The following is a 14,829-nucleotide window of genomic DNA, read 5'->3' on the forward strand; positions in this document are numbered from 1 at the left end:
CCGCCGCGGTACAGCAGCTAAATGCTAACAGTAGGGAAGAGAATGTCGATAAAGACGTTGAGCCGCGTCTGGTGTTAACAGCCGATACCATCGGTGTCCTAGCAGACGGCAAAACGGTGCTGGTTAAGCCTACAAGCCGTGAGCAGGCGTATGAGATGTGGCAGCAGATGTCTGATACGGCGCATGAAGTATGGACAGCGGTACAAGTGACCCTTATCGCCCGCTCTGCTCATCTGGTGCCCTGCGATAACGCCGCTGCGCATGCAACAGCCGCCCATGCACTCAAGCAGCCTGTATGGCAGGTCGTTTCTCAGCAGCAGCTCACGGAGCGCACGGCGGTGACCTTTATCCCCTTAACGGCGCAGATGATGCGTGAGTATTGGGACAGCGGCGAGCCTCAAGACAAAGCAGGAGGTTATGGCATTCAGGGGTTAGGCGCTGCTTGGGTGAGCCGTATCAACGGTAGCTATACCAATGTCGTCGGCTTGCCACTTGCGCAAACGTTGGCTCTGATCAATACCCTCAGCCAACATAGCAGCGCAAGCGTGTCGTGATAATCAGCTACTGAGTTGTTTTTTACGCACACTTTTTATGCACATAATGACACGCTAGGATAATGGGCAAGCACAAGGCGCATTTGTTACACTGTAAGCCTAACAGGCGATGAACGTCGAATAAGAAAGCTGAGAGATAAGAGAAAAATATTATGTCCGAAGAGCTGCTGATTAATATTAGTCCAATGGAGTCGCGTGTCGCCGTGCTAGACAACGGTGTTTTGGGCGAGATTTATATTGAGCGTCATCATAAATTGGGGTTGGTGGGCAATATTTATTTGGGTACAGTGGTGCGGGTCCTGCCAGGTATGCAGGCCGCTTTCGTTGATATCGGTCAATCACGCACAGCGTTTTTACACGTCAACGATATGCAGCGCGAGCCGCGTCCGGCAGTAGATAAGACAAACGCAATAGCCAAAGACAGTCATGCCCAAGCTGGTGCTACTGTCGATGGTATGGCCAATGAGCGCGCGATTAGCGATGATGGCGTGATTGGTGCGACGGACGATCTATCAGTGACGCCGCCTGTGGTCGAGGTACAGAGTACAGAGGTCGTACCAGCCGCCAAGACCTTGATTCAGCACCGTTTGCATGAGGGCCAACGTATCCTTGTGCAAGTGACCAAAGATCAGCTCGGCAGTAAAGGCGCGCGCTTGACCACCAATATCTCGCTGCCTTCACGTTATTTGGTTTATCTACCATCGAGCGACCATATCGGCATCTCACAGCGTATCGATGGCGCTGATGAGCGCATGCGTCTAAAAACCGAGCTAACCTGTCTGATGCAGACAGTCAATCTCAAGGGCGGCCTGATTGCACGTACAGCCGCTGAGCGTGTGCCAGTCGCAAAACTAGAAGAAGACATCTACTATCTGTTGCAGTTATGGCGGACGATCTGTGCACGCCGTCAAGAGATCAATCATCATCAAAGCTCAGAGCTTATCTATCAAGAATTATCCTTACCGCTACGCTCGATACGCGACTTGGTACATAGTGATACCGAAAAAGTCGTCATTGATAATAAGCAGGTATATGAGCAAGTCAGATACTTTGCCAAAGAATTTGTCCCCTTTATCTATGATCGCATCGTTCACTACACGGCAGAGCAATCACTGTTTGATGTGCACCGAGTCGAAGATGATTTGAGAGATGCGCTCAAACGCCGTGTCGATCTCAAATCTGGCGGCTATTTGATTATCGATCAAACCGAAGCCATGACGACCATTGATGTCAATACCGGCTCTTTTGTCGGTGGTCGCTCATTAGAGGATACGGTCTATAAGACCAATCTTGAAGCCACCCATGCCATCGCCCGCCAACTACGACTGCGCAATCTGGGCGGTATTATTATCCTCGACTTTATCGATATGCTCGAGCAGCAGCACAAAGATGACGTATTGACCAGTCTGCAAGAGCAGTTGGCGCAAGATTATGCTAAGACCAAAATCACCCAAGTCAGTGAGCTGGGGTTGGTTGAAATGACGCGCAAACGTACCCGTGAGTCGCTGGGGCAGCAGCTCTGTGAGCCGTGCTCTACCTGCCAAGGTCGCGGCTTTGTTAAGACCGCTGAGACCGTCTGCTTTGAGATTTTCCGTGAAATCATGCGCTGCGCTCGCACTTATAACTCTCCAAAAAAGTTTACCGTGGTGGCTCATGCTGCTGTGATCGATTTACTGCTCACCTCAGAATCAGATACCGTCGCTGATTTGGAGTATTTATTGGGTCGGGTTATCACCTTCGATGTCGAAAACCTCTACACTCAAGAGCAGTATGATATCGTTTTAGACTAGCGAGTGAATTGAATAAACACCCTAGAACAGCAGCCATTATTGAGAGGTTTTATTGATGTTTTATCAGGGTGTAAAAGGGACTTCAATAAAAATATTATCGATAAAAACGCTTGTTTATAAAGGGTAAAATCTCAAGCGCCCATTGATATTACTCTTGCAATGACCAAAATTCTATGTATAATACACACCACTGAATTATATATGCGCAGCCAATAAAACAGCTGGCGCTATGACAGCTAGAGCATCGTTTCTAGCACTATTTCATTATGCCTTTGCTGACATCCATAAAAGTGGGAGGGTCGGCGGGGCTTTAAATTATTTTGCTTTTAGCACGCTGCTGGTTCTCTCGAAGAACAGATTCTGCAAAGAATGGGAAGCCGCTTGAAGTAAATCTTTAACCAAACGGCTTTTGATCATAGTCTTGCAGCGCAAGAATGACAAAGGCACATATTAGGAGCTTGCTGGCATGGCTAACCAGAGAATCCGTATCCGTCTCAAGTCATTTGATCATCGTCTGATTGATCAGTCGGCCCAAGAGATTGTCGATACTGCAAAGCGCACCGGTGCGCAAGTTTGTGGTCCTGTACCGTTGCCGACTCGCATTGAGCGTTTCAACGTTCTAACCTCACCACACGTCAACAAAGACGCACGTGACCAGTACGAAATTCGTACCCACAAGCGTATGGTTGATATTGTTCAGCCTACTGACAAAACTGTGGATGCGCTAATGAAGCTTGATTTAGCGGCGGGTGTTGACGTTCAAATTGCTTTGGGTTAATGCAAAACACACCCAACCCATTAATATAAGATATAAAGAGGTCTAAAATGGCGATCGGTTTAGTCGGTAAAAAATGCGGCATGACCCGTGTCTTCACTGAAGCAGGCGTATCTATCCCTGTCACAGTGGTTGAGGTCGATGCAAACCGCATTACTCAAGTAAAAAATACTGATGTAGATGGTTATCAAGCCATCCAAATCACCACAGGTACCCGTCGTGACAGCCGCGTAACGGCCGCACAAAAAGGTCACTTCGCGAAAGCTGGCGTTAAAGCTGGCCGTGGTGTTTGGGAATTTCGTGTCAATGATAGCGAACTTGAAGGTCGTGAGATTGGCGGTGAGATCCTAGCTGACTTGTTCGAGCAAGGTCAGATGGTTGATGTCACAGGACAAAGTAAAGGTAAAGGCTTTCAAGGCGGCGTAAAGCGTCATAACTTTAGCATGCAAGATGCGACTCACGGTAACTCAGTATCTCACCGTGCCCTTGGTTCAACTGGTCAGAACCAGTCACCAGGTAAAGTCTTCAAAGGCAAAAAGATGCCAGGTCAAATGGGTAACAAGCGCGTTACCGTTCAGGGCCTAGAAGTGATATCAGTGGATGCCGAAAAAGGGTTACTTGTCATCAAGGGCGCTATCCCAGGTGCCACCGGTGGCGATGTCATCGTACGTCCGTCAGTCAAAGCCTAAGCAAGGGGATTAACGTGGATTTAAAAACAGTTACAGGTGCGGCGGTTGAGCTTTCTGATACGGCTTTTGGTCGTGAATTCAACGAAGCATTAGTGCATCAGGTCGTCACCGCATATCTTGCAGGTAGCCGTCAAGGTACACGTGCGCAAAAAACCCGTGCCGAAGTTTCTGGCGGTGGCATCAAGCCATGGCGCCAAAAAGGTACTGGTCGCGCTCGTGCAGGCTCTATTCGTAGCCCAATCTGGCGTTCAGGTGGTCGTGCATTTGCTGCAAAACCACAAGATTGGTCACAGAAAGTAAACCGTAAAATGTATCGCGGTGCGATGCAGTGTATCCTAGCCGAATTGATTCGCCAAGAGCGTTTGATTTTGGTAGAAGAGCTAAGCGTTTCTGAGCCAAAGACCAAAGAGCTGGTTGCAAAGTTAAATGAGCTTAATGCACCTCGTGCACTCATCGTTACTAAAGAAGTTGACGAAAATTTATACTTAGCCGCTCGCAACATTCCACACGTCAATGTACTTGGTACAAACGAAGTGGATCCAGTGAGTTTGATCGCATTTGATAAAGTGATCATGTCAGTTGAAGCTGCGAAACAATTTGAGGAAGCACTAGCATGAACAACGCAAGACTTTATCAGGTCTTAAGAGGGCCTGTATTCTCAGAAAAATCTCAAATGCTTGGCGACTCACTTGGTGTGCAGGTATTTAAAGTTGACTCTAACGCTACTAAGCTAGAAGTCAAAAAAGCAGTTGAGATGATGTTCGAAGGTGTTGAAGTTACTAAAGTGAACACTTTGAATGTTAAAGGTAAGACAAAGCGTTTTGGTAAGAGTATCGGCCGTCGTAATGACTATAAAAAAGCCTATGTTACCTTAAAAGCTGGTCAAGATGTACAAATGGCTGATGCTGGTGAAGAAGTTGCAAACGCGACTGATTCTACTAGTGAAACAGCGAACAACGAATAAGGATTACACTCATGCCTATCGTAAAAGCAAAGCCAACATCACCAGGCCGTCGTTTTGTTGAAAAAGTGGTGCATCCACACCTTTACAAAGGTCGTCCTTATGCAGCGCTTGTCGAATCAAAAAGTAAGTCAGGTGGTCGTAACAATAACGGTCGTATAACCACTCGTCACGTTGGTGGTGGTCATAAGCATCATTATCGTGTTATCGATTTCAAACGTACTAAAGACAATATCCCAGCGACGGTTGAGCGTATCGAATACGATCCTAACCGTACTGCTCATATTGCACTACTTAAGTACGCTGATGGCGAACGTCGTTATATTATTGCACCAAAGAAACTAGCTGCTGGCGATACCGTACAGTCAGGCGAAACTTCTCCAATCCGCCCAGGTAACTGCTTACCGCTAAAAAACATCCCATTGGGTACTGTGATTCACAATATCGAGCTTAAAATCGGTAAAGGTGCACAGATTGCTCGCTCTGCGGGTGCTAGCGTTCAGCTACTAGGCCGTGATGGTATCTACGCAATTCTACGTCTACGTTCAGGCGAGACTCGCCGTGTACACGTGAACTGCCGTGCGGTTATCGGTGAAGTATCTAATACTGAAAATAACTTGAAATCACTTGGTAAAGCCGGTGCTTCACGTTGGCGCGGTGTTCGTCCTTCAGTTCGTGGTGTTGCTATGAACCCGGTTGATCACCCACATGGTGGTGGTGAAGGTCGTAACAAAGGTCGCCATCCTACTAGCCCTTGGGGTCAGAAGTCTAAAGGACTTAAAACGCGTCACAATAAGCGTACTGACAGTATGATCATCCGTCGCCGTCGCGCCAAGAAGAAATAAAGGAAGAATTTCATGCCTCGTTCATTGAAAAAAGGTCCATTCATAGACGCGCATTTGTTTGCCAAAGTTGAGAATGCATTAGACACCAACTCTCGCAAGCCAATTAAGACTTGGTCGCGCCGCTCGATGATTCTGCCACAAATGGTTGGCCTAACTTTATCTGTTCACAACGGCCGTACTCACGTACCGGTTATCGTAAGCGAGCAGATGGTTGGTCATAAACTAGGTGAATTTGCCCCGACTCGTACATATCGTGGTCATGGCATTGACAAAAAAGCTAAGAGATAAGGTGCTTACCATGGAAGTAACTGCAAAATTACGCGGTGCCGCCATATCGGCACAAAAAGTTAGACTCGTTGCTGATGAAGTTCGTGGCAAATCGATTGAGCGTGCTTTGGATATCCTAACGTATAGCAACAAAAAAGGCGCTGTCTTTGTTAAGAAATGCCTTAACTCAGCCATCGCCAATGCCGAACACAACAATGGCTTAGATATCGATACTTTAAAAGTATCAACTATCTACGTTGATGAAGGCATCACGCTAAAACGTATCCTACCACGTGCTAAAGGTCGCGCTGATCGTATCAGTAAGCGTACTTGTCACATCACTATAAAGGTAGGAGAATAAGTTATGGGTCAAAAAGTACATCCAATCGGAATTCGTCTTGGTGTTGTAAAAAAGCATAATGCAAACTGGTATGCTAACCCTAAACAATACTCAGAATACCTAATCAACGATATTCAAGTTCGTGAGTATCTGCGCAAAAAGCTAGACAACGCGATGATCAGCAACATCATGATCGAGCGTCCTACTGGCGCAGCTAAAATCACCATCGCTACTGCGCGTCCTGGTATCGTGATCGGTAAAAAAGGCGAAGACATCGAAAGACTTCAAAAAGAATTGACCAAAATCATGGGCGTACCTGCTCAGGTTAACATTGAAGAAATCACATCGCCTGATCTAGATGCACGTTTGGTAGCAGAGGGTATCGCAAGCCAGCTTGAGCGCCGTGTGATGTTCCGTCGTGCCATGAAGCGCGCCGTACAAAACAGCATGCGCTCTGGTGCTAAAGGTATCAAAGTTGAGCTGTCTGGCCGTCTTGGCGGTGCTGAGATTGCTCGTACTGAATGGTACCGTGAAGGTCGTGTACCATTGCATACACTCCGTGCTGATATTGACTATGCGTCAATTCGCGCCGAGACAACTTACGGCACCATCGGTGTTAAAGTTTGGATTTTCCGCGGAGAGATCCTTGACGGTATGAACAGTGTTTACAATCCCGTCAACGAAGAGAAGCCTCGTGCGCCAAAACGCCGTGGTCGTGGAAACCGTCGAAACTCAGACAGAGGTTAAACTATGTTACAGCCAAAACGTACCAAGTTTCGTAAAATGCACAAAGGTCGTAACACAGGTCTTGCTCATCGTGGAAGCACCGTTGCATTCGGACAAATTGGTCTAAAATCACTGACGCGTGGTCGTATGACAGCTCGTCAAATTGAAGCAGCACGTCGTACCATCACTCGTAAAATCAAGCGTGGCGGTAAAATTTGGATTCGTGTATTCCCAGACAAACCAATCACCAACAAGCCTCTAGAAGTACGTATGGGTAAAGGTAAAGGTCCTGTCGAGTATTGGGTATGCGAAATCAAACCTGGTAAAGTGCTATATGAAATCGAAGGGGTCTCAGAAGAGCTTGCTCGCGATGCATTAACGCTTGCTGCGGCAAAACTGCCCTTTAAAACTACCATTGTTAAGCGGACGATAATGTAATGAAGATCAGTGAATTACGTGATAAATCATTAGAAGAACTGACCCAGTTACTTGATGAAAAGCAACTTGATGCTTTCCGTATTCGTATGGCTAAAGCAACTGGTCAGTTGGGTAATACCCATGAAGTACGTGCCAATCGTCGTACGATTGCTCAGCTTCAGACTTTGATTAACGAGAAACAACGAGGCGACTCATGAGCGATAACAATCAAACAGCTACCAATGCTAGCGTATTGACAGGACGAGTTGTCAGCGACAAGATGGACAAATCCATCACAGTTTTGATTGAGCGTCTGGTTCGTCATCCTTTGTATGGCAAACAGCTTCGTCGTTCTACAAAGATCAAAGCTCATGATGAGAATAACGTTTGCCAACAAGGCGACCTTGTCCGCATCAAAGAAACGCGTCCAATCTCAAAAACTAAGTCTTGGACTTTAGTTGATGTGGTTGAAAAAGTAGAAAAAATCTAAGTAAATTGCATTAAAAGCCAGAAGCTGTTAAAATAGCCGCCTTTTTAAGGATGCTGATTGCGCCCGTCGCATATCACTCACATTAAGAGTAAGTCGCGGTTATTTATAAAAAATGCCGTCTACTCATACTGTGCTAGCGGCAGCAACTGGTTTTTATTGCTCATACGTGTGGAGTAACGCTATGATTCAGGTTGAGTCAATGCTGGAAGTTGCAGACAATAGCGGTGCAAGGCGAGTTCAGTGCATTAAAGTACTGGGTGGTTCTCATCGTCGTTATGCATCAGTTGGCGACATTATTAAAGTAACGGTTAAAGAAGCCATTCCGCGTGGTCGTGTCAAAAAAGGCGACGTGATGAATGCAGTAGTTGTACGTACCAAAAAAGGCGTTCGTCGTCCTGATGGTTCTGTCCTGCGTTTTGATGACAATGCTGCGGTATTGTTGAACCAAAATAAAGCACCGATTGCAACTCGTATTTTTGGACCGGTAACTCGTGAACTACGTGGTGATCAGTTTATGAAAATTGTATCACTAGCACCAGAAGTATTGTGAGGTAATCCATGTCAAAATTACGTAAAGGCGATACAGTTATCGTGATTGCTGGGAAAGACAAAGGCAAGCAAGGTACTGTACAAGCTGTAAAAAATGATCGTATTAAAGTTGAAGGCATTAACATCGTCACCAAGCACCAAAAGCCAAATCAGGCGACTGGTACTGAAGGTGGTATCGTTAAGCAAGAAGCTTTTTTGCATATTTCAAATGTCGCAATCTTAAATGCGCAAACCCAAAAAGCAGATCGTATTACTTATCAGTTTGACGAAGACGGCAATAAACAACGCGTCTATCGTTCAAACGGTGAAGTAGTGGCGACTGCGTAAGACACTAAGGGTGTAATGGTAATGGCAAGATTAAAATCTTTATATAACGATGAATTAAAACAGCAAATCAAAGAAGAGCTTGGTTTGGCGAACGTGATGCAGGTGCCTAAAATCACCAAGATCACACTAAATATGGGTGTAGGCGGCGCGTCTCAAGACAAAAAATTGCTTGAAGGTGCTGTGTCTGATATGACCGCAATCGCTGGTCAAAAACCTGTTATCACCAAAGCGCGCAAATCAGTTGCTGGTTTTAAGATTCGTGAAGAATGGCCAATTGGCTGTAAAGTAACGCTACGCGGTGAGCAAATGTACGAATTTTTAGATCGTCTCATTGCCATTGCAATTCCTCGTATTCGTGATTTCCGCGGTTTTTCGCCTAAAGCCTTTGACGGACGTGGCAACTACTCATTGGGTATCAAAGAACAAATCGTATTCCCAGAAGTAGATTTTGACAAGATCGATCGCATCCGTGGTATGGATGTGACTATCACCACGTCAGCAGGTACTGATGAAGAAGGTCGTGCGTTGCTTAAAGCATTCGGCTTCCCATTTAAATAAGGTAAAGACGTTATGGCAAAGAAGAGCATGATTAACCGCGAATTAAAACGCGAAAAAATGGTTGCTAAATATGCTGAAAAGCGTATCAAGCTAAAACAAACTATCAGTGATATCAACGCATCAGACGAAGAGCGTATGGACGCGATGTTAGAGCTACAAGCACTACCACGCAACGCCTCACCAGTACGTCTACGCAATCGTTGTGCTATCACCGGTCGTCCTCACGGTTACTTCCGCAAGTTTGGCTTATCACGCAATATGCTGCGTGAGCGTGTCATGCAAGGCGATGTGCCTGGTGTTCGTAAAGCAAGCTGGTAAGGAGTAACTACATGAGTATGCAAGATACCGTTGGGGATATGCTAACCCGTATTCGTAACGCACAAATGGCCAATAAAGTGTCGGTAGCAATGCCGAGCTCTAAACTACGTAAATCAATCGCTGATTTATTAGTTGCTGAAGGTTATGTGGCGAGCGCAGTTGTGACAGAAGAAGAAAACAACAAAGCGACACTAACTATTGAGTTAAAATATTTCGAAGGCCGCCCTGTCATCGAAACGATCCAACGTTATAGCCGTCCTGGCCTACGCCAGTTCCGCGGCAAAGACACTATCCCTACTGTTAAGCAAGGTATGGGTGTTGCTATCGTATCAACCAGTCAAGGCATCATGAGCGATCGTGCTGCACGCGCTGCTGGTATCGGTGGTGAAATCGTCGCATTTGTTGCCTAATTAGCATTTGTTGCTTAGGTAATCGGACGATAAAGTCTACTTGAACCCATTAAGCTTGTCGTGATTTATAGTGGTATATGACAAGCTTAGAAAGCTAAACATCAGATTTTAATAAAATTGTATGGTGTTTAACGGGGACAATTATGCTAAACTAGCAGGCTTTTTAGCCTGTTAGTTTTTTCGCTAATAAAAGCAAGTTAATTTTTTAAGGAATATTCCTATGTCTCGTGTGGCTAAAGCCCCAGTGACGCTGCCAAACGGCGTAAGCGTTACTTTGAACGATCGGCAGGTCGAAGTTAAAGGCAAGAACGGCACTATGTCTTTACGCCTGCATGAATTGGTCGAGCTGAAACAGGAAGATGATGCTATCATTTTCTCACCTGCAGTCGATTCACAAGAAGCTATGATGCACACAGGCACCATGCGCGCACTGTTAAACAACTATGTGACAGGCGTGAGCGAAGGCTTTGAAAAACGTCTTCAGCTAATTGGTGTTGGTTATCGCGCACAAGTTACTGGCAACAAAGTAACCCTAAACGTTGGTTATTCACATCCAGTAGAGTATACGCTACCTGAAGGTGTGTCAGCTGAAACTCCAACGCAAACTGAAATCGTTTTAAAGTCAAACGATAAGCAGCAGCTTGGTCAAGCAGCGGCTAATATCCGTGGTTTCCGCCCACCTGAGCCTTATAAAGGTAAAGGTATTCGTTATAGTGACGAGCGCATTATTCGCAAAGAAGCTAAGAAAAAATAAGGTGAGTTGAAATGTTTGATAAAAAAGCAGCTCGTCTACGTCGAGCAAAGAAAACCCGTGCGCATATCCGTCATCTAGGCGTTCATCGCTTAACGGTTAACCGTACACCAAGACATATTTATGCCCAGATTATCTCTCCAAACGGTGGTGAAGTGATTGCTCAGGCATCTACCTTAGACAGCAGCTTACGCTCTGGCTCAACTGGTAATGTTGATGCAGCAACGTCTGTAGGCCAAATGATCGCAGAACGCGCAAAAGCAGCTGGTATTACGAAAGTTGCCTTTGACCGTAGTGGTTTTAAATATCATGGTCGAGTAAAAGCTTTGGCTGAAGCTGCTCGCGAAAACGGATTGGAGTTTTAATCATGGCTAGAAATGATAAAAATGATAAAAATGAACAGACTGACGGTCTAGTAGAACGCTTAGTTACCGTTGATCGTGTTGCAAAAGTAGTTAAAGGTGGTCGTATTTTCTCATTCACCGCCTTGACGGTAGTGGGTGATGGTAATGGCCGTGTTGGTTTTGGCCGTGGTAAAGCACGTGAAGTGCCAGCTGCTATCCAAAAAGCACTAGAAGCTGCTAAGCGCAACATGATTACTGTTGAGCTAAATGATGCAACTTTGTATCATCCGATCAAAGCACGTCATGGTGCTAGTAAAGTCTTTATGCAGCCTGCATCTGAAGGTACTGGCGTAATCGCCGGTGGCGCAATGCGTGCGGTATTAGAAGTTGCTGGTGTCAAAGATGTTTTGACTAAATGTTATGGTTCTACCAACACTGCTAACGTTGTTCGTGCAACGTTTAACGGTTTACGTGATATGTCAACTCCAGAAAAGATGGCAGCAAAGCGTGGTAAATCTGTAGACGAAATCTTGGGTTAACTTAGACTAGGTGAGTTACGATGAAAAAAATGAAAGTCACTCAATTTAAATCGGGTGCCCATCGCCTAAAGAGCCACAAAGCGAGCTTGAAAGGATTGGGTTTACGCCGTATTGGTCATAGTGTGGTCGTTGAAGATACTCCTTCAACCCGTGGTATGGTTAATCGCGTCAACTACATGGTAAAAGTGGAGGAAGCGTAATGGGTCTTAGATTAAATGAATTATCACCAGGTGTTGGCGCAAAGAAAACTGCCCAACGTCGTGGTCGTGGTATCGGTTCAGGTCTTGGTAAGACTGGTGGCCGCGGTGTAAAAGGCCAAAAGTCTCGTTCAGGTTCTAGCATTCGCTCAGGATTTGAAGGTGGTCAAATGCCTTTATATCGTCGTCTACCAAAATTCGGTTTTACCAGTAAAATGGCAATGACAACTGCAGAAGTTCGTCTGTCTGAGCTGAACAAAATTGAAGGTGATGTGGTTAGCATTGAAACACTAAAAGCAGCCAACCTTATCCGTCACGATATGAAACGTGCTCGCGTTATGCTATCAGGCGAAGTTACTAAAGCTTATACCTTCAAAGGTATCAAAGTGACTAAAGGCGCCAAGCAAGCAATCGAAGCTGCTGGTGGTAGCATCGAGGAGTAGTAACGTGTCAAAACAATCAATGACCTCAAGTGGTATACCGCTCAATCCATTTGCCTTCATACGCAAGTATGATGAGCTATGGACGCGTTTATTATTCTTAATCGGCGCATTGATTGTTTATCGTTTAGGGTCGCATATTCCAGTACCGGGTATCAATCCGGTCAACCTGGCTGATCTGTTTTCGCGCAACGAAAACACCATTTTGAGCATGTTCAATATGTTTTCAGGTGGTGCGCTAGAGCGTATGTCGATCATGGCACTTGGCATTATGCCATATATTTCAGCATCGATTATTGTACAGATGATGTCTGCAGTATTGCCATCGCTTGAAGCCCTCAAAAAAGAAGGTGAAGCAGGACGACGCAAGCTAAATAAGTATACCCGTCAAGGAACGCTTGCTTTGGCTCTAGTACAGTCATTAGGAATGTGTGCTGGCTTAATCAGCCAAAATCTTACTTTATCTACCGGCCTGACCTTTTATATTCCAGCGGTTACCTCGCTGGTAGCAGGTGCTATGTTCTTGATGTGGCTTGGTGAGCAGATTACAGAGCGCGGTGTCGGTAACGGTATCTCAATGCTGATTTTTGCCAGTATTGTAGCCGGTACGCCAGGTATGATTTCGCAGTCTATCGAGCAGGTCAATCAAGGTCAGATGAATTTGATTGTACTGTTTATTTTTGTGTTACTAGGCATCGCGGTGACCGCTGGTATCGTTTATATTGAACGTGCCCAGCGCCGTGTCCCTGTCAATTATGCACAGAAACAGCAGCAAGGGCGCAAGATTTATGCTCAGCAGCAGTCACATTTGCCGCTGAAATTAAACATGGCAGGGGTTATTCCCGCCATTTTTGCCAGCTCTTTATTGTTGTTTCCAGCCAGTTTAGGGCAGTGGGTCGGTCAATCAACAGATCCTACTTTTACACAAAAAATATTACAAAATATGGCATTGGTACTGTCGCCAGGACAACCACTATATTTAGTACTGTTTGGCGCAATGATTATTTTCTTCTGTTATTTTTATACGGCATTGGTCTTTAGCCCGCGTGAAGTAGCAGAAAACCTTAAACGTAGTGGTGCGTATATCCCAGGTATTCGCCCCGGACAACAAACTCAGCGTTACCTCGATCATGTATTAAACCGACTGACCTTTATTGGCGCGATGTATATGACGGTTATTTGTTTAATGCCAATGGTCGTCCAGTCATCGTTTGGTGTACCTTTCCAGCTTGGTGGTACGTCTTTGCTGATTATGGTGGTTGTGGTAATGGACTTCATCTCGCAAATTCAAGCGCATTTGATGACCCATCAATATCATGATCAGACGTTAATTCAATCGCCCACTCAACCTTAAATGAGCGGTACGATATCTCAAAGGAGTATGCTATGAAAGTTCAAGCATCAGTTAAAAAGATTTGTGGTAGCTGTAAAGTTGTGCGCCGTAAAGGCCGTGTACATATTATCTGTACAGCAGAACCTCGCCACAAGCAACGTCAAGGTTAATATCTAGTAGCAACAAACCCTCGATTTTGTTACTATATCAATTAATACTTGAAAAATAACGGCGGATGCGATATCATCCGCCACTTGCCGTAGTTTATGCAAAACTTTTATAATACTGTCGATGAATAGGCTTGTTGATGAGTCAAAGCAGCGGTAGTCATTATAAAAGCTTTCGTATTGACAGCAACAAATCTGAAAAATACAGCCTTATTGATAAATAACGCTTATTTTTCTTTAATGGAGAGAAATCAATGGCTCGTATTGCCGGCGTAAACATTCCGGATAATAAGCATGCTGTTATTTCACTAACTTATATCTTTGGTATCGGTCGTACCACTGCTCAGAAAATTTTAGACGCAGTTGGCATCGCTCCTACTACCAAAGTCAGTCAGTTAGATGATACACAGTTAGATGCTATCCGTGCACAAGTTGCAGAATACATGACTGAAGGTGATCTTCGTCGTGAAGTGTCTATGAATATCAAGCGTTTGGTTGATCTAGGCTGTTACCGTGGCATCCGCCATCGCCGTAACCTACCTGTTCGTGGTCAAAACACCAAAAACAACGCTCGTACTCGCAAGGGTCCGACACGCCCTCTCAAAAGATAATTAACTTAGGAAGCTAAAAGATGGCTAAAGACACTCGTAGTCGCAAAAAAGTGACTCGTCGTTCAGTATCGGAGGGCGTTGCCCATATCCATGCGTCTTTTAATAACACCATTGTTACGATTACCGATCGTCAAGGTAATGCACTGGCTTGGGCCACTTCAGGTGGACAAGGCTTCCGTGGTTCACGTAAATCTACACCATTTGCAGCTCAGGTTGCAGCTGAAGTTGCTGGTAAAGCCGCTCAAGAATATGGTGTTAAGAATATCGATGTTTTGGTCAAAGGACCAGGACCGGGTCGTGAGTCTGCGGTAAGAGCACTAGGTGCATTGGGTTATAAAGTAAACAGCATTTCTGATGTAACCCCAATCCCACACAATGGTTGCCGTGCGCCGAAAAAGCGCCGCGTCTAATATTAAAGACGAAGCTTTTTA

At 45.3% G+C, this 14,829-nt stretch carries 27 protein-coding genes; all 27 read left to right on the forward strand.

All coding sequences use genetic code 11. The annotated features are described in order from the left end of the window. The coding region (locus NK638_RS04770; RefSeq protein ID WP_274632147.1) for a Maf family protein at positions 1 to 554 on the forward strand (554 nt) is incomplete at its 5' end. Positions 555 to 706: 152 nt separating this feature from the next. Continuing rightward, complete coding sequence (locus tag NK638_RS04775; protein WP_274632148.1) at positions 707 to 2,344, forward strand: Rne/Rng family ribonuclease; 1,638 nt, start codon at positions 707 to 709, stop codon at positions 2,342 to 2,344. A 466-nt stretch (positions 2,345 to 2,810) separates the two neighbouring features. Next, complete coding sequence (rpsJ, locus tag NK638_RS04780) at positions 2,811 to 3,122, forward strand: 30S ribosomal protein S10 (protein WP_010196670.1); 312 nt, start codon at positions 2,811 to 2,813, stop codon at positions 3,120 to 3,122. 47 nt (positions 3,123 to 3,169) lie between these two features. Further along, positions 3,170 to 3,808, forward strand: coding sequence for a 50S ribosomal protein L3 (rplC, locus tag NK638_RS04785; RefSeq protein WP_274632149.1), 639 nt, complete (start codon positions 3,170 to 3,172; stop codon positions 3,806 to 3,808). Between the two features lie 14 nt (positions 3,809 to 3,822). Continuing rightward, positions 3,823 to 4,425: a 50S ribosomal protein L4 gene (gene rplD / locus NK638_RS04790; RefSeq protein ID WP_201584858.1), complete on the forward strand. Its 603-nt coding sequence runs from the start codon at positions 3,823 to 3,825 to the stop codon at positions 4,423 to 4,425. Continuing rightward, positions 4,422 to 4,772: a 50S ribosomal protein L23 gene (gene rplW / locus NK638_RS04795; RefSeq protein WP_075102271.1), complete on the forward strand. Its 351-nt coding sequence runs from the start codon at positions 4,422 to 4,424 to the stop codon at positions 4,770 to 4,772. Before rplD ends, rplW begins: the two co-directional genes overlap by 4 nt. Positions 4,773 to 4,783: 11 nt before the next feature. Beyond that, positions 4,784 to 5,614: a 50S ribosomal protein L2 gene (gene rplB, locus NK638_RS04800; RefSeq protein ID WP_100749084.1), complete on the forward strand. Its 831-nt coding sequence runs from the start codon at positions 4,784 to 4,786 to the stop codon at positions 5,612 to 5,614. Positions 5,615 to 5,626: 12 nt separating this feature from the next. Continuing rightward, positions 5,627 to 5,902: a 30S ribosomal protein S19 gene (rpsS, locus tag NK638_RS04805; RefSeq protein ID WP_010196682.1), complete on the forward strand. Its 276-nt coding sequence runs from the start codon at positions 5,627 to 5,629 to the stop codon at positions 5,900 to 5,902. Between the two features lie 10 nt (positions 5,903 to 5,912). Continuing rightward, on the forward strand, positions 5,913 to 6,242 hold the full coding sequence (gene rplV / locus NK638_RS04810) for a 50S ribosomal protein L22 (protein WP_045446615.1): 330 nt from the start codon (positions 5,913 to 5,915) through the stop codon (positions 6,240 to 6,242). A 3-nt stretch (positions 6,243 to 6,245) separates the two neighbouring features. Next, positions 6,246 to 6,968, forward strand: coding sequence for a 30S ribosomal protein S3 (rpsC, locus tag NK638_RS04815; RefSeq protein WP_201584860.1), 723 nt, complete (start codon positions 6,246 to 6,248; stop codon positions 6,966 to 6,968). Between the two features lie 3 nt (positions 6,969 to 6,971). Beyond that, positions 6,972 to 7,385, forward strand: coding sequence for a 50S ribosomal protein L16 (gene rplP, locus NK638_RS04820; protein ID WP_025644399.1), 414 nt, complete (start codon positions 6,972 to 6,974; stop codon positions 7,383 to 7,385). Beyond that, a complete protein-coding gene (gene rpmC, locus NK638_RS04825) occupies positions 7,385 to 7,582 on the forward strand; it encodes a 50S ribosomal protein L29 (protein WP_025644397.1) in 198 nt (65 codons plus the stop codon). Before rplP ends, rpmC begins: the two co-directional genes overlap by 1 nt. Continuing rightward, positions 7,579 to 7,854 (forward strand): 30S ribosomal protein S17, encoded by a 276-nt coding sequence (gene rpsQ / locus NK638_RS04830; RefSeq protein WP_021813375.1) that lies wholly within the window; start codon positions 7,579 to 7,581, stop codon positions 7,852 to 7,854. Before rpmC ends, rpsQ begins: the two co-directional genes overlap by 4 nt. A 181-nt stretch (positions 7,855 to 8,035) precedes the next feature. After that, positions 8,036 to 8,404 (forward strand): 50S ribosomal protein L14, encoded by a 369-nt coding sequence (gene rplN / locus NK638_RS04835; protein ID WP_010196702.1) that lies wholly within the window; start codon positions 8,036 to 8,038, stop codon positions 8,402 to 8,404. An 8-nt stretch (positions 8,405 to 8,412) separates the two neighbouring features. Further along, a complete protein-coding gene (rplX, locus tag NK638_RS04840) occupies positions 8,413 to 8,730 on the forward strand; it encodes a 50S ribosomal protein L24 (RefSeq protein WP_075102275.1) in 318 nt (105 codons plus the stop codon). A gap of 21 nt (positions 8,731 to 8,751) precedes the next feature. Beyond that, entirely contained in the window at positions 8,752 to 9,288 is a 537-nt protein-coding gene (rplE, locus tag NK638_RS04845; protein WP_274632150.1) for a 50S ribosomal protein L5, read from the forward strand. A gap of 12 nt (positions 9,289 to 9,300) precedes the next feature. Beyond that, complete coding sequence (rpsN, locus tag NK638_RS04850) at positions 9,301 to 9,606, forward strand: 30S ribosomal protein S14 (protein ID WP_075102277.1); 306 nt, start codon at positions 9,301 to 9,303, stop codon at positions 9,604 to 9,606. 11 nt (positions 9,607 to 9,617) lie between these two features. Further along, a complete protein-coding gene (rpsH, locus tag NK638_RS04855) occupies positions 9,618 to 10,016 on the forward strand; it encodes a 30S ribosomal protein S8 (RefSeq protein WP_274632151.1) in 399 nt (132 codons plus the stop codon). Between the two features lie 220 nt (positions 10,017 to 10,236). Then, entirely contained in the window at positions 10,237 to 10,770 is a 534-nt protein-coding gene (rplF, locus tag NK638_RS04860; RefSeq protein ID WP_201584864.1) for a 50S ribosomal protein L6, read from the forward strand. An 11-nt stretch (positions 10,771 to 10,781) separates the two neighbouring features. After that, positions 10,782 to 11,132 carry a 50S ribosomal protein L18 gene (gene rplR / locus NK638_RS04865; protein WP_075102280.1) on the forward strand — a complete coding sequence of 117 codons (351 nt, stop codon included), beginning with the start codon at positions 10,782 to 10,784 and terminating at the stop codon, positions 11,130 to 11,132. Between the two features lie 2 nt (positions 11,133 to 11,134). Continuing rightward, positions 11,135 to 11,650: a 30S ribosomal protein S5 gene (rpsE, locus tag NK638_RS04870; protein ID WP_075102281.1), complete on the forward strand. Its 516-nt coding sequence runs from the start codon at positions 11,135 to 11,137 to the stop codon at positions 11,648 to 11,650. A 20-nt stretch (positions 11,651 to 11,670) separates the two neighbouring features. After that, a complete protein-coding gene (gene rpmD / locus NK638_RS04875; protein WP_071003155.1) occupies positions 11,671 to 11,850 on the forward strand; it encodes a 50S ribosomal protein L30 in 180 nt (59 codons plus the stop codon). Continuing rightward, positions 11,850 to 12,290: a 50S ribosomal protein L15 gene (gene rplO / locus NK638_RS04880; RefSeq protein ID WP_198336875.1), complete on the forward strand. Its 441-nt coding sequence runs from the start codon at positions 11,850 to 11,852 to the stop codon at positions 12,288 to 12,290. The genes rpmD and rplO overlap by 1 nt, the downstream gene beginning before the upstream one ends. 19 nt (positions 12,291 to 12,309) lie before the next feature. Then, the gene (secY, locus tag NK638_RS04885) at positions 12,310 to 13,641 is read left to right on the forward strand and encodes a preprotein translocase subunit SecY (RefSeq protein ID WP_178377954.1); all 1,332 of its coding nucleotides are present in this window, start codon (positions 12,310 to 12,312) and stop codon (positions 13,639 to 13,641) included. Positions 13,642 to 13,673: 32 nt separating this feature from the next. After that, positions 13,674 to 13,790, forward strand: a complete 117-nt coding sequence (gene rpmJ / locus NK638_RS04890) for a 50S ribosomal protein L36 (RefSeq protein WP_010196721.1) — start codon at positions 13,674 to 13,676, stop codon at positions 13,788 to 13,790. A gap of 251 nt (positions 13,791 to 14,041) precedes the next feature. Then, a complete protein-coding gene (gene rpsM / locus NK638_RS04895) occupies positions 14,042 to 14,398 on the forward strand; it encodes a 30S ribosomal protein S13 (protein ID WP_198336876.1) in 357 nt (118 codons plus the stop codon). A gap of 20 nt (positions 14,399 to 14,418) precedes the next feature. Continuing rightward, complete coding sequence (rpsK, locus tag NK638_RS04900) at positions 14,419 to 14,808, forward strand: 30S ribosomal protein S11 (RefSeq protein ID WP_058368279.1); 390 nt, start codon at positions 14,419 to 14,421, stop codon at positions 14,806 to 14,808. Positions 14,809 to 14,829: the final 21 nt, after the last annotated feature.

The sequence above is a fragment of the Psychrobacter sp. A3 genome (assembly GCF_028823565.1).
GTDB lineage: Bacteria > Pseudomonadota > Gammaproteobacteria > Pseudomonadales > Moraxellaceae > Psychrobacter > Psychrobacter celer.

What these genes read in the sequence shown, in the direction of transcription:
- NK638_RS04775 (WP_274632148.1), top strand. Translation starts at nt 707, where the DNA reads ATGTCCGAAGAGCTGCTGATTAATATTAGTCCAATGGAGTCGCGTGTC.
- rpsJ (WP_010196670.1), top strand. Translation starts at nt 2,811, where the DNA reads ATGGCTAACCAGAGAATCCGTATCCGTCTCAAGTCATTTGATCATCGT.
- rplC (WP_274632149.1), top strand. Translation starts at nt 3,170, where the DNA reads ATGGCGATCGGTTTAGTCGGTAAAAAATGCGGCATGACCCGTGTCTTC.
- rplW (WP_075102271.1), top strand. Translation starts at nt 4,422, where the DNA reads ATGAACAACGCAAGACTTTATCAGGTCTTAAGAGGGCCTGTATTCTCA.
- rplB (WP_100749084.1), top strand. Translation starts at nt 4,784, where the DNA reads ATGCCTATCGTAAAAGCAAAGCCAACATCACCAGGCCGTCGTTTTGTT.
- rpsS (WP_010196682.1), top strand. Translation starts at nt 5,627, where the DNA reads ATGCCTCGTTCATTGAAAAAAGGTCCATTCATAGACGCGCATTTGTTT.
- rplV (WP_045446615.1), top strand. Translation starts at nt 5,913, where the DNA reads ATGGAAGTAACTGCAAAATTACGCGGTGCCGCCATATCGGCACAAAAA.
- rpsC (WP_201584860.1), top strand. Translation starts at nt 6,246, where the DNA reads ATGGGTCAAAAAGTACATCCAATCGGAATTCGTCTTGGTGTTGTAAAA.
- rplP (WP_025644399.1), top strand. Translation starts at nt 6,972, where the DNA reads ATGTTACAGCCAAAACGTACCAAGTTTCGTAAAATGCACAAAGGTCGT.
- rpmC (WP_025644397.1), top strand. Translation starts at nt 7,385, where the DNA reads ATGAAGATCAGTGAATTACGTGATAAATCATTAGAAGAACTGACCCAG.
- rpsQ (WP_021813375.1), top strand. Translation starts at nt 7,579, where the DNA reads ATGAGCGATAACAATCAAACAGCTACCAATGCTAGCGTATTGACAGGA.
- rplN (WP_010196702.1), top strand. Translation starts at nt 8,036, where the DNA reads ATGATTCAGGTTGAGTCAATGCTGGAAGTTGCAGACAATAGCGGTGCA.
- rplX (WP_075102275.1), top strand. Translation starts at nt 8,413, where the DNA reads ATGTCAAAATTACGTAAAGGCGATACAGTTATCGTGATTGCTGGGAAA.
- rplE (WP_274632150.1), top strand. Translation starts at nt 8,752, where the DNA reads ATGGCAAGATTAAAATCTTTATATAACGATGAATTAAAACAGCAAATC.
- rpsN (WP_075102277.1), top strand. Translation starts at nt 9,301, where the DNA reads ATGGCAAAGAAGAGCATGATTAACCGCGAATTAAAACGCGAAAAAATG.
- rpsH (WP_274632151.1), top strand. Translation starts at nt 9,618, where the DNA reads ATGAGTATGCAAGATACCGTTGGGGATATGCTAACCCGTATTCGTAAC.
- rplF (WP_201584864.1), top strand. Translation starts at nt 10,237, where the DNA reads ATGTCTCGTGTGGCTAAAGCCCCAGTGACGCTGCCAAACGGCGTAAGC.
- rplR (WP_075102280.1), top strand. Translation starts at nt 10,782, where the DNA reads ATGTTTGATAAAAAAGCAGCTCGTCTACGTCGAGCAAAGAAAACCCGT.
- rpsE (WP_075102281.1), top strand. Translation starts at nt 11,135, where the DNA reads ATGGCTAGAAATGATAAAAATGATAAAAATGAACAGACTGACGGTCTA.
- rpmD (WP_071003155.1), top strand. Translation starts at nt 11,671, where the DNA reads ATGAAAAAAATGAAAGTCACTCAATTTAAATCGGGTGCCCATCGCCTA.
- rplO (WP_198336875.1), top strand. Translation starts at nt 11,850, where the DNA reads ATGGGTCTTAGATTAAATGAATTATCACCAGGTGTTGGCGCAAAGAAA.
- secY (WP_178377954.1), top strand. Translation starts at nt 12,310, where the DNA reads ATGACCTCAAGTGGTATACCGCTCAATCCATTTGCCTTCATACGCAAG.
- rpmJ (WP_010196721.1), top strand. Translation starts at nt 13,674, where the DNA reads ATGAAAGTTCAAGCATCAGTTAAAAAGATTTGTGGTAGCTGTAAAGTT.
- rpsM (WP_198336876.1), top strand. Translation starts at nt 14,042, where the DNA reads ATGGCTCGTATTGCCGGCGTAAACATTCCGGATAATAAGCATGCTGTT.
- rpsK (WP_058368279.1), top strand. Translation starts at nt 14,419, where the DNA reads ATGGCTAAAGACACTCGTAGTCGCAAAAAAGTGACTCGTCGTTCAGTA.